Raw genomic sequence first — 11,969 nt, 5'->3', positions numbered from 1 at the left:
GCAAAGCATGAGTAGCTCAAAAGGTCTAAGTGGGCCCGGCAGTTTCAGGAAGTTGACCGAAGAACTTTTGCGGGATGCTATTCCTGACGCTGACACGAAGTCAATCGCGTCAATGTCACGTAATCTTACGCGCGAAGTGCGGCGAGAGCTCGGAACAGCTCGCACGAGAAAGCCGCTGCATCTTGTTCTTGGCCGAGGTGTGAGTATTTCCATAAGTCTCGTCGGCCTCGTAGCTCTCTGCCTGCTTGCGCTGGTAACGATTGCCGTGCCGAACTTCAAGTTGAGCAACGTGGCTTGGATTTCAATTGTCGTTCCAATCGGAACTGTGGTTATTGCATCCGCGGCAAGCTGGGTTATGTTGGTCGCTCAAGGGCGCCGTGAAGCCTCGCAGGAGAGGGTTCTTCAAGCTGCTGAAATATCTTCTCTTGAGTCTTCGACGATGCGCGAGGACTCGGTGTTCAGTCGCTACTCGCAAATAATACAGCACATCGGATCAGAAAAGCCCAAGGTTCGAGTTTCCGGACTCTACGCTCTTGAGGGTTTAGCTGAGGTCAACCCTGAGTATCGGCAGTTGGTCGCCAATATTCTATGTGGTTTCCTGCGACTTTCTTCTTACTCGGGTGGTGAGCCAACCGGAGATTCGGTAAAGGTTACTGAATATCGTGATTTGCAGGAACGTATAATCATCCAGAATATTTTGACTTCGCATCTTCGAATCTCTACTCCGAAATTCTGGTCGGATATTGAGATTGATCTCAGTGGAACGGTTCTCTACAATGTCGACTTTAGTTCGTCTGAAATGACACGCGCGTCGTTCCATGGATCTACATTCGTGGGCTCTGCAAGCTTCAGCAGTTCACGATTTTTGGAATCAGCTGACTTCGCTAATGTGAAATTCACTGGGCCTACTTCGTTTCGGCTTGCTCGCTTTGAAGATGCCGCAGAATTCATGTATGCGCATTTCTCCGATGTTGCTTACTTTGATAGCGCAGGCTTCGCGAGCGCGGCAACCTTTGGTAACGCTACTTTCTCGCGCGCCTCACATTTCGAAGGTTCGGAATTTGTCGGTCTTGCAGATTTTGATCGAGCCGTATTTATTGGCGACAGTTCCTTTATGGGGGCTCTATTTGGATTTCGTGCAGACTTCTATCAGTCAAGATTCGAAAGTGTTGCAGATTTCAGTGAAGTTGAGTCGACAAGAGCGGCGCACTTTGACCGCGCAGAATTCAAGACCCCGGGAGGTGTCAGGTTCCCTAAAGGCTGGATAGTGGACATCAATAGCTCGCCGCAAGAATGACAGCCGCATAAAGGTGGCGTTCAGAGGCCATATGAGTGCAGTGTTTGTTAGCATGGTCGCATGCGAGGTGTGGGTGATCAGCTCAGCATCGGGGAGCGTATTGCCTTCTACCGGCGGCGGCGTGGGCTGTCGCAGGCGGTGCTTGCCGACCTGGTGGGTCGCACCGAGGACTGGCTGAGCAAGATCGAGCGCGGCGAGCGGGATATACGCCGGTTGGACGTGCTGGCAGAGGTCGCGCAAGCACTGCGCGTGACGCTGGGCGACTTGCTCGGCGAACCGGTCTTGCTGGAGGACCAGGAGAAGAACGACGATGTCCCGGCGATCCGGGATGCGCTGATGGCTCCGCGTCGGCTCTCCCGGACCTTGTTCTCCTCGGCGATGTCGCCCGAGTACATCGACCCCGCGCCGGTTGCGCAGTTGGTGGAAGGTGTCTGGTCCAGCTATCAGAACGGCGAACTCGGCCGCGTTGTCGCGGCGCTGCCTGGTCTGATCAAAACCAGCCAGGCAATGGAAGCCGCCTCCTCAGACGACGCGACATACAAGCGGGCGTGCGCGGCGGTGTCGGCCCGGGTCCACCACCTCGCTGCGACGACGTTGAGCAAGATCGGTGAAGCTGACCTCGCGTGGATCGCGGCGGAGCGGGCGATGCAGGCCGCTGATGATGCGGATGATCCGCGGGTGCTGGCGTCGGCTGCGCGGTCGGGGACGCATGCGCTGCTGGCGGTGGGCCGGTTCGATGACGCGCTGGAGCTGGGCGACGTCGCGGCCAAGTGGCTGCTGCCGCGCATGGCCGAAGGCGATCCGGCGGCGTTGAGCTCTACGGGATGCTCTACCTCCGGACTGCGGTGGCCGCGGCTCGGCATCAGGACTGGTCGACGGCGAATGACCTTCTCGGCCACGCGGGGCAGGCGGCGGACCAGCTCGGCGTCGATGCGAACTACTGGCAGACCGGGTTCGGACCGGCCAACGTCGAGTTGCACCGGTTGTCGGCGGCGCTGGATCTCGGCGACGTCGGGCAGGTGATCGAGGCCGCGCCGCGTGTCAACGTCGATCATCTCCCAGCGGAGCGGCAAGTCACGCACCTGATCGACTTCGCGCGGGCGTTGAGCCTGGTCGCGAAGGACGATGAAGCGCTCGACGCATTGCTGGAGGCCGAGACGAAGGCACCGACTGTCGTCCGGCACAACACGATGGTCCGCGAGGTGATGCGGTCGATGTACCGGCGTGCCCCGGCGTCGGCGGGCAAGAAGTCCTCGGCGCTGTTGGCGCTGGCTGAGCGCTGCGGCGCGGTGAGGTAGGCGGATGTCGTCGCGTGTTCTCGGCTTGGTCGGTTCCGGTGCCGGCGGGGTTGAAGATCTTCTGCCGAAGCTGATCCGTCCTGCGCAGGCTGCGGGGTGGACGGTCGCGGTGACGTTGACGCCGACGGCTGGGCGCTGGCTGGCCGAGTCGGGTGCGCTGGCGGAGATCGAGGAAGCGACGGGCTACCCGGTGCGGGTTGAGCCGCGGTCGCCGTCGGAGCGCAGTCCGCATCCTGCGCCGGACTGCTACCTGGTCGCGCCGGCCTCGGCGAACGTGGTTGCGAAGATGTCGCTCGGCATCGCGGACAATCAGGCGTTGACGCAGGTCAACGAGGCCATCGGCACGCACAATCTGCCGGTGGTGGTTTTCCCGCGCGTGAACGCGGCGCATGCGCGTCAGCCGTTCTGGGAGATGCACATCGAGAACCTGCGGCGCGTCGGTGTCGAGCTGCTTTACGGCGACGACGTGTGGCCGTTGCACGAGCCGCGCAGCGCTCCCGGCCGGGAATTGCCCTGGTCGGCGATGCTCGATGCGATCGAGAAGGCCGTGCCGGTCGAGAGCTGAGGCACGTTACTCGGCTGCGGCCAACCGTTCTAGACAGAGCCTGGCCGAACCTGATTGCGGTTCCTCGTACATCCCCATTTCACGCGCTGCCTCGTCCAGTGCTTGCCAGAACGCCACTCGCGCGTTCACCTCGTCGCCGATCTCGACCAGGCAGTCGAACGCCAAGCCGAGTTCGTTGTGCTTGACGAAGTCGTCTGCGATCGAGAGGTCGACGTCCGGCTGGTCGCTGATGTCGGCTCGCGCCGCTGCCAGGTGTCGGCGAGTGCGGTTCCAGCTGGCGTAGAGGGTCGAGCGGTCTTCGGTCACGGGGTCATTCTGGTGGCTCCGCGGGTGCTGAGCACGCACTTTTGACCTGCGCGAACCTACCCGGACAGTTTGTCCGGGTGATCTGTCTTACCCGGGTGTCTCCTGGTTCCAGCGCGCCAAATCGGGCGTGCGGAAGCCGAGACATCGGGAGAGCACATGGGCATTCACGTGGTGATTCAGCCCCTCGTCGGATATGGCGCTGCCGTCGTGTCGCCTGCCCCGGGGGTTCGCCAGTTGGTGGCCGGGGGCGATGAGACCGCGATCGTGATCCAGGTACCGGCTCGGATCGGCGGCTTGATGGACACCGCGCGGTTCGCGCGGAGCCTCGCTGTCGCCGCTGGCGAGTTCGGCGAGTGGTGCGAGACGCAGAACCGTACCCGCACCTACTCCTCTCCTCTCGGCGACCAGTGGCCGGAAGAGCGCGACTGAGCGCACAAAACCTAGAGCAGCAAAGGGAATTCAGCATGGCTATCGAAAAGGGACACCGGTTCGCGATCGACTTCGACGAGGCGTTCCCGCAGGGGCTTGTGATGGTGGGGGAAGTGATCCCGGACAACGAGTATCAGTCGCGGGAGGACCGGGCTGCGGGTCGGCCGGTGCGGCAACGGGTTGACGAGGTGACCGGGAAGCGCCAATGGAGGGCTGCGGTCACGGATCCGGGTGAGACGCGGGCGAAGCGGGCGTCGTTCGAGGTGACGTTCCTGGCGGATGTTCAGCCGGTGCCGACGACGGCGGAGGCGTTGCCGGGGATGCGGCCGGTGGAGCTGGACGGGTTGACGGCGGAGCCGCGTGTCGGCGGGCAGGGCGAGTTCAAGTATCAGACGTACGTCTTCCGGGCGACGGGGTTCAAGGCTGCGGCGGGCAAGTCGTCGTCGCGGTCGGCCAGCGCCTCGTCGGCGTCTGGTGAGGGCAAGGCGGCGTAGATGGGTGTTCTCGTTTTGCAGACAGGGACGATCCCGGGCCGGAGGTGTGGTTGATGCGTGGGACGGAGATGGCGAGCCCGCGAGCACGCGGCCTGGGTGCGGCGTTGCGGGATGCGCGGATCGAGGCGCGGTTCGGGTTGCGGGAGCTGGGGCGGCGGATCGGGGTGAACCCGGCGTTGTTGTCGAACTGGGAACTCGGGCAGCGGGTCCCGACCCCGGAAGAGGTGTCGAACGTGCTCGGTGCGCTCGGCGTGACCGGGGAGCGGAAAGCCTGGATCATGCTGCTGGCGCATGGCGTGACAGGGCCGAGTTGGTCGTCGGTGGGGTCGCAGGCGGACCCGGCGCACTACACGACGTTGATCGCGCACGAGCGGGTGGCGACGGCGGTGACGGTGTGGGCTCCGCTGTTGATCCCGGATCTGTTGCAGGTACCGGATTACGCGCGGCTCGTCTTTGGCCCGGATTTGCGGGACAAGGAGGCGCTGGATCAGGTCGTGGAGAGCCGGATGGATCGCAACCGGATTCTGTTCGGCGCGGGCGCGGTGAAGGCGGAGATGTTCATCGGGTCGGAGGCGCTGCGGAACCATTTCGGGGATGCCGAGGTGATGCTGCGGCAGACGCGGTTCCTCAAGGACTTGGTCGGGCTGTCGCGGACGATGACGATCCGGCTGGCACCGAGTCAGGCGGTGACGGAGGAGGCGTTCAGCCGGTACGCGCTGAAGGACACCTCGGATGTCGTCTACTGCCCGCATCGCGCGATGGGCGTGTTTCTGGTGGGGAAGGAAGCGGCCTCGTACGAGGTGACGATCCAGCGGCTGAGGGAGGCGGCGTTGTCTCCGGCGGAATCTCTGGCGCGTCTGTCGGTGGTGGTCGATCAGCTCCTGAAAGAGGTGAAAGCGCAGCGGCGGGCGACTGACGCCGGGCTGACTCAGCTCTTGACCGGCGAGGAACCGACCACGGACGAGTCGACCGCCGACTAGTCGAAAAACCAAGCGGGTACTGGAAAGCGCACGGCGACGTGTGCTGTGTTCAACGCGCTCATTCGCGCTTGGAATTGTTCCGTATAAACGCAGAACCGGCCTCTGGCTGCCAACTTTCACCGGTTCTGCGCTGTCCACTGGGAAGTGAACAATGACGAACATAACCGGTTCTGGACGGCGTGCGTCAACGGGGGTCACCCGGATGCGTTGCGCTGCATGCAAGAAGTTCGCTCGCCTTGTTCTGGGTGAGAAGAAATGCGCTTCCTGCCAAGGAATGCTGCCGCTTGACCTCACCGCGGCTGAGGGCGGTGAGCGCCGCGCCGATGAACGCGGCAACGGTGCTGATCGGCGGTGTGGGCCTGGCGGTGCGGGTGTGGGTGCTGGCCAAACTCGGCCGGGCCTTCGCCGTGATCGCGGAAACCCTGGCCGCGCTGGCATTCCTCGGTCTGGCCCTGTGGGGCCTCGTGCGTGTGGGTGGCTGGATTGTTCGGCAACTGGCCACGCACTGGCGCACCTGCCTTGCTGTGCTCGCGGTGGCTGGAAGCTGTCGGGCACCTACCAGCGTCAGGTGTTCGATCTCGTGCTGTCCATTTGGGACGCTGCGGTGGTCGACGAGAAGATGCGGTCCAACCCGCTCAAGAAGGCGACCATCCCTCGGCCGAACGCGACGACCAAGGAGGTGCAAGTCTGGCCGGAGAAGCGGGTGCACGCCCTGGAGGAAGCCGTCGAGGACCGGTTCAAGCCAGCGGTCTTCATCGGCGCGGGCCTCGGGCTGCGGCCGGGTGAGGTGCTGGCGTTCAGCCCGGACAACATCGACCGGGAGAAGATGGTCTACCGGTGCACGCGGCAGCTCGTGATGGTCAAGGGCGTGCAGAAGTTCAAGCTTCCGAAAGGGCGGAAGGTGCGGGAGATCCCGCTCGGCTACGGCCTGCTGGAGAAGATCGACGCCTATATCGAGAAGTACCGGCCGGTCGCGGTCACGCTGCCGTGGGGCGAGCGGGACGGGCAGGCTTACGAGACGGTCAATCTGCTCATGACCAAGCCGAGCGGTGTGCCGTACAAGAACCAGTCGTTTCACATGGGCGTGTGGCTGCCCGCGTTCGTCGCCGCCGGGCTGGCCTATGTCAATGACCGGGACGGCATGCACGCGCTCCGGCATCTGTCCGCCTCGCTGATGCTGTCACGCGGCGTGAGTATCAAAGAACTCTCCGCATACCTCGGGCACTCCAGCGAAGCGTTCACTCTCCGTGTCTATACCCACCTCATGGAGACGAGTTACGAGCGGGCGCGGGCGGCGATCGACAGTGTGTTCCGCCCGTCGAGCGATCTCGCGTCGGCGGCCTGAGTTGTTCGGCTGACGTCCTGGTGACGTCCTGGACCCCACTTTCGGCCCCTATCTAGTCATAAATCCCCAGGTCAACCGGTACAGGATGCTTCCTTCTGGTAAATGTGCTACTTGTCACAGTGCACCGCGCGAGGCAGAGTCGTACTTGGCGACGTTGATCGTCACCCGAACTGCCGGCCCCACCATCAGGGAGGCTTCCGATGTCCACCACAGAGATCGCCGAACTCCGGCGCACCATCGGCCAGTTGCGGCAGTGCGTGGGCGCATTGCGATCGCGCTACGGCGACGCGTCCGCGGTGCGCCGGCTGGCCAACGACGTCGAGCGGCTCGACATCGACACCGCTGATCTGGACGGGCACCCGCCCGCTGTGCCCGCGCAGGCGAAAGCCGTCGAACGCGTTCCGGTTCCCGATACTCCCTACGATCCGGCGCTGTGGAGCGGCGCAGACGACGAAGGTGTCGGTGGCTACAAGCGCGACCAGCGGTGAGCGCCCCCGCTGACAACGACGTCAGCCGCGCCCGCACCGGCGTTCGGGCGCCGGGGCGGGCGCGGCTCGCCGCCCGGACACTGCGCACCGACCGGTGGTGGCTGTCGCCCCTGCTCACTGTGCTGGGGCTGGCCACCTTCGTCGTTTACGCGACTGTCCGGGCATTCGTGCGCACCGCCTACTGGGTGCCCGAATACCACTATCTGACGCCGTTTTACTCCCCGTGCGTGTCCACCTCCTGCGTCGACGGATCCAGCCACTTCGGGCACTGGTTCGGCGAAATGCCGTCCTGGCTGCCGCTCGGCGTGCTCGTGCTGCCGTTCCTGCTCGGGTTCCGGTTGACCTGCTACTACTACCGCAAGGCGTACTACCGCTCGGTGTGGTTCTCCCCGCCCGCCTGCGCGGTCGCCGAACCGCACGCGCGCTACACCGGCGAGACGCGGCTGCCGTTGATCGTGCAGAACGTGCACCGGTACTTCTTCTACGTCGCGTGCGTCGTCTCGCTCGTCAACACCTACGACGCCATCGTCGCCTTCCAGAGTCCGACCGGGTTCGGCTTTGGGCTCGGCAACGTGATTATCGTGCTGAACGTCGTGCTGCTGTGGGCGTACACGCTCTCCTGCCACTCGTGCCGGCACGTCACCGGCGGGCGGCTCAAGCATTTCTCGAAACATCCCGTCCGGTACTGGATCTGGACGCAGGTCACGAAGCTCAACACCCGGCACATGGCCCTCGCGTGGACGACGCTCGGCACGCTCGTGCTGACCGACTTCTACGTGATGCTCGTGTCCAGCGGCGCGATCTCGGACCTGCGATTCGTGGGCTGAACCCCGGAAATCCAGCAGCGCAAGGCAGTTCTCCCCAGCTCGTGAGGTGGCTTATTCCATGACCGAGGTCGAACGGCACAGCTACGACGTGGTGGTGATCGGTGCCGGCGGCGCCGGTCTGCGCGCGGTGATCGAAGCGCGCGAACGCGGTTTCAGCGTCGCGGTGGTGTGCAAATCCCTGTTCGGCAAAGCGCACACGGTGATGGCCGAGGGCGGCTGCGCGGCGTCGATGGGCAACGCGAACTCGAACGACAACTGGCAGGTGCACTTCCGCGACACCATGCGCGGCGGGAAATTCCTCAACAACTGGCGGATGGCCGAGCTGCACGCCCGGGAAGCGCCAGACCGCGTCTGGGAACTGGAGACGTACGGTGCGCTCTTTGACCGGACCGCGGACGGCCGGATCAGTCAGCGCAACTTCGGCGGGCACACCTACCCGCGGCTCGCGCACGTCGGCGACCGCACCGGGCTCGAGTTGATCCGCACTATGCAGCAGAAGATCGTTTCGCTGCAGCAGGAGGATTTCAAGAAGTACGGCGACTACGAGGCGCGGATCAAGGTCTACGCCGAATGCACGGTCACCGAACTGTTGCTGGACAACGGCGCGATTGCCGGGGCGTTCGGCTACTGGCGCGAGAGCGGGCGGTTCGTGCTGTTCGAGGCGCCCGCGGTGGTGCTCGCGACGGGCGGCATCGGCAAGTCGTTCAAGGTGACGTCGAATTCGTGGGAGTACACCGGTGACGGGCACGCCCTGGCCCTCCGCGCTGGCGCGAAGCTGATCAACATGGAGTTCGTGCAGTTCCATCCGACCGGGATGGTCTGGCCGCCGAGCGTGAAGGGCATCCTCGTCACCGAGGGCGTGCGCGGCGACGGCGGAGTGCTCAAGAACTCCGAGGACAAGCGGTTCATGTTCGAGTACGTGCCCGAGGTGTTCAAGGGCCAGTACGCGGACAGCGAGGACGAAGCCGACCGCTGGTACACCGACCAGGAAAGCAACCGGCGGACGCCGGACCTGCTGCCGCGCGACGAGGTGGCGCGGGCGATCAACTCCGAGGTCAAGGAGGGGCGCGGATCCCCGCACGGCGGCGTGTTCCTCGACATCGCGAGCAGGCTGCCCGCCGAGGAGATCCAGCGGCGGCTGCCGTCGATGTACCACCAGTTCAAGGAACTCGCCGACGTCGACATCACCAAGGAGGCCATGGAGGTCGGCCCCACCTGCCACTACGTGATGGGCGGCGTGGAGGTCGACCCGGACACCGGCGCGGCGAGCGTGCCCGGGCTGTTCGCCGCGGGCGAGTGCTCCGGCGGCATGCACGGGTCGAACCGGCTCGGCGGCAACTCGCTGTCGGACCTGCTCGTGTTCGGCAGGCGAGCCGGGCTGGGTGCGGCGTCCTATGTGGACGGACTCAGGGACCGGCCCGCGGTGTCGCAGTCGGATGTGGACGCCGCGGCCGCGATGGCGCTCGAACCGTTCAACCCGCCGACCGAAGGTGCGCCGGAGAATCCGTACACGCTGCACACTGAGCTGCAGCAGTCGATGAACGACCTGGTCGGCATCATCCGCAAGGCAGGGGAAATCCGGAAGGCGCTGGAAAAGCTCGCGAATATCCGCCAGCGCGTGCGGCAGGTGACGGTGGAGGGGCACCGGCAGTTCAACCCCGGCTGGCACCTCGCGGTGGACCTGCGGAACATGCTGCTGGTGAGCGAATGCGTCGCCCGCGCGGCATTGACCCGCACCGAAAGCCGCGGCGGCCACACCCGCGACGACTATCCGTCGATGGACGCGGACTGGCGACACCGGCTGCTGGTCTGCTCCGCGCGGCCGGGCGACAACCCGCTCGTGCCGGACGTCGACGTGGCCGTGAAGGAACAGGTGCCGATGCGGCCGGACTTGCTCGAGCTGTTCGAACTCGACGAGCTGGGCAAGTACTTCACCGACGGCGAGCTGGAGACCCACCCCGGGAGGACCGCGTGAGCTACCAGGCGAAGTTCCGCGTGTGGCGAGGCGACGCGACCGGCGGCGACCTGCAGGACTTCACCGTGGAGGTGAACGAGGGCGAGGTCGTGCTCGACATCATCCACCGGCTGCAGGCCACCCAGGCCTCCGACCTCGCCGTGCGCTGGAACTGCAAGGCAGGCAAGTGCGGTTCCTGCTCGGCGGAGATCAACGGCAGGCCGCGGCTGCTGTGCATGACGCGCATGTCGACGTTCACCGAGGCCGAGGTCGTGACGGTCACGCCGATGCGCACCTTCCCGGTGATCCGCGACCTCGTCACCGACGTGTCGTTCAACTACACGAAGGCTCGCGAGATCCCGTCCTTCACCCCGCCGGAGGGGCTGAAACCCGGCGAGTACCGGATGCAGCAGGTGGACGTCGAGCGCTCGCAGGAATTCCGCAAGTGCATCGAGTGCTACCTGTGCCAGAACACCTGTCACGTCGTCCGCGACCACGAGGAGAACAAGGAAAGCTTCGCCGGACCTCGTTACCTCATGCGGATCGCCGAGCTGGAGATGCATCCGATGGACGTCGCCGACCGCCGCGACGCCGCCCAGGACGAGCACGGGCTCGGGCTCTGCAACATCACCAAGTGCTGCACCGAGGTGTGCCCGGAAGGCATCCACATCACCGACAACGCGCTGATCCCGATGAAGGAACGCGTCGCCGATCGCAAGTACGACCCGATTGTCTGGCTGGGAGACAAGCTGTTCCGCCGTAACCGGTGACCCAGCGCGCTCCGTCGGCACGACGCCGTGGTGGCTGGGTTCGCGGGCCCCTTCACCCGGTCTGCGGGCGTATTCAGTTGTGGTTGGGCGATAGGCAGTTCCTCCTCAAACGGCGATAGCGGGCGTAATGGCATGGATCAGACCCCGTCCGGCCGGACGGCTGGGCGAGCGCCAGTGCCGAAGCCGAAACCGGCACCGGCACCGGTGCCGACGATGAAGCGGGACGTGCTGGCGGACCGCATCATCGGGGCGCTGGCTGTCTCGTGCCCCGGTTCCCGTGCGCAGCTGCGCGGTTCGCTGCGCACGGGAACCGCGGACGAGTACAGCGACATCGACGTCGAGTGGCTCGTGCCCGACGGCGGCCTGGCCGGCTGCCTGGCCTCTGTACGGGCGACGCTGGAGCGGGTGCAGCCGGTGGCGGCCGTCCGGACGGCGCCTGACTGCTTCCACTCGACGCGACAGCGGTTGCTGTTCGTGCGGTTCGCCGAGGTTTCCTTGTTCTGGCGGCTTGACCTCGCCGTGCGCGAGGCCGGCGCCGGTCCGGGCGATCCGGCCGACCACGCGCGGGACGGAGAGTGGTCCAAGCCGGCCAGTGCGCTGGCCAACGCACTGGGAGCGATCAAGGCAGTTGCTCGCGGCCGCTACGAGGATGCTCGGGGGCTCTTGTCACGGGGATGTTCTCGCATTGATGAAATCGACGTTAGCACGGGTTCGTGGGTCGACGGCATCACTCGATTGGCTCGTGCCGCGGCGAGCCGGGACGCGGAACTGTCCGCACTGGCCGAAGAGACGATTTCCCTTGCCAGAGAACAACTTCCGGAAGGACGCAGCCATGATCACCGGTGCCCACGTGATCCTGTACAGCAAAGACGCCACGGCCGACCGAGAGTTCCTTAAGGACGTGCTGGAACTCGGCCACGTGGACGCAGGCGACGGCTGGCTCATTTTCCGTTTGCCCCCAACAGAACTCGCAGTGCACCCGACCGAAGGCGAACCGCAGCAAGAGTTCTACCTGATGTGCGACAACCTCGACGAAACAGTCCGCCAGCTGGCCGACAAGGGCGCCAAAGCGGACGGTGAGGCGACAACAGCCTCGTGGGGCACGCGAGTGTCGATCCGCTTGCCCAGCGGCAGCGTCCTGCCGCTGTATCAACCGCGCCATCCGACCGCGCACGGCTGAAAAGCAAGAAACCCCCAGCGCCGCAACGAAAGCAGC

The 11,969-nt window shown here is 64.9% G+C and carries 13 protein-coding genes and 1 pseudogene; 13 read left to right on the top strand and 1 reads right to left on the bottom strand.

Features of this window, described 5'->3' with window-relative positions; genetic code table 11:
- Positions 1-52 precede the first annotated feature (52 nt).
- From D0D37_RS03380 to D0D37_RS03370, 3 genes and pseudogenes are all read left to right on the top strand, one after another.
- On the top strand, positions 53-1,297 hold the full coding sequence (locus D0D37_RS03380) for a pentapeptide repeat-containing protein (protein ID WP_162834059.1): 1,245 nt from the start codon (positions 53-55) through the stop codon (positions 1,295-1,297).
- Positions 1,298-1,357: 60 nt separating this feature from the next.
- Positions 1,358-2,595: pseudogene (locus tag D0D37_RS03375) on the top strand (helix-turn-helix domain-containing protein).
- A 4-nt stretch (positions 2,596-2,599) separates the two neighbouring features.
- Positions 2,600-3,160, top strand: a complete 561-nt coding sequence (locus D0D37_RS03370; RefSeq protein ID WP_116199014.1) for a flavoprotein — start codon at positions 2,600-2,602, stop codon at positions 3,158-3,160.
- A gap of 6 nt (positions 3,161-3,166) precedes the next feature.
- Here D0D37_RS03370 and D0D37_RS03365 read toward each other — a convergent pair whose 3' ends face one another.
- Positions 3,167-3,466 carry a MafI family immunity protein gene (locus tag D0D37_RS03365; protein ID WP_116199013.1) on the bottom strand — a complete coding sequence of 100 codons (300 nt, stop codon included), beginning with the start codon at positions 3,464-3,466 and terminating at the stop codon, positions 3,167-3,169.
- A gap of 156 nt (positions 3,467-3,622) precedes the next feature.
- Here D0D37_RS03365 and D0D37_RS03360 point away from each other — a divergent pair, with 156 nt between their 5' ends.
- The 10 genes from D0D37_RS03360 to D0D37_RS03310 all read left to right on the top strand — a co-directional run bounded on the left by D0D37_RS03360 (position 3,623) and on the right by D0D37_RS03310 (position 11,933).
- A complete protein-coding gene (locus tag D0D37_RS03360; RefSeq protein WP_244223361.1) occupies positions 3,623-3,895 on the top strand; it encodes a hypothetical protein in 273 nt (90 codons plus the stop codon).
- A gap of 35 nt (positions 3,896-3,930) precedes the next feature.
- Entirely contained in the window at positions 3,931-4,389 is a 459-nt protein-coding gene (locus D0D37_RS03355) for a hypothetical protein (protein ID WP_116199012.1), read from the top strand.
- Between the two features lie 53 nt (positions 4,390-4,442).
- Entirely contained in the window at positions 4,443-5,369 is a 927-nt protein-coding gene (locus tag D0D37_RS03350; protein WP_116199011.1) for a helix-turn-helix domain-containing protein, read from the top strand.
- Positions 5,370-5,937: 568 nt separating this feature from the next.
- Complete coding sequence (locus tag D0D37_RS03340) at positions 5,938-6,714, top strand: tyrosine-type recombinase/integrase (RefSeq protein ID WP_116199010.1); 777 nt, start codon at positions 5,938-5,940, stop codon at positions 6,712-6,714.
- Positions 6,715-6,914: 200 nt separating this feature from the next.
- Positions 6,915-7,202: a hypothetical protein gene (locus tag D0D37_RS03335; RefSeq protein WP_009075085.1), complete on the top strand. Its 288-nt coding sequence runs from the start codon at positions 6,915-6,917 to the stop codon at positions 7,200-7,202.
- Entirely contained in the window at positions 7,199-8,029 is an 831-nt protein-coding gene (locus D0D37_RS03330; RefSeq protein ID WP_116199009.1) for a hypothetical protein, read from the top strand. Before D0D37_RS03335 ends, D0D37_RS03330 begins: the two co-directional genes overlap by 4 nt.
- Positions 8,030-8,087: 58 nt before the next feature.
- On the top strand, positions 8,088-10,004 hold the full coding sequence (locus tag D0D37_RS03325; protein ID WP_116199008.1) for a fumarate reductase/succinate dehydrogenase flavoprotein subunit: 1,917 nt from the start codon (positions 8,088-8,090) through the stop codon (positions 10,002-10,004).
- On the top strand, positions 10,001-10,753 hold the full coding sequence (locus D0D37_RS03320) for a succinate dehydrogenase/fumarate reductase iron-sulfur subunit (RefSeq protein ID WP_116199007.1): 753 nt from the start codon (positions 10,001-10,003) through the stop codon (positions 10,751-10,753). The genes D0D37_RS03325 and D0D37_RS03320 overlap by 4 nt, the downstream gene beginning before the upstream one ends.
- A gap of 213 nt (positions 10,754-10,966) precedes the next feature.
- A complete protein-coding gene (locus D0D37_RS03315) occupies positions 10,967-11,650 on the top strand; it encodes a hypothetical protein (RefSeq protein ID WP_208719774.1) in 684 nt (227 codons plus the stop codon).
- Entirely contained in the window at positions 11,586-11,933 is a 348-nt protein-coding gene (locus D0D37_RS03310; protein WP_116199006.1) for a VOC family protein, read from the top strand. Before D0D37_RS03315 ends, D0D37_RS03310 begins: the two co-directional genes overlap by 65 nt.
- Positions 11,934-11,969: the final 36 nt, after the last annotated feature.

The sequence above is a fragment of the Amycolatopsis circi genome (assembly GCF_003385235.1).
Classification (GTDB): Bacteria; Actinomycetota; Actinomycetes; order Mycobacteriales; family Pseudonocardiaceae; genus Amycolatopsis; species Amycolatopsis circi.
This window is presented reverse-complemented; position numbering and strand designations above follow the sequence as displayed.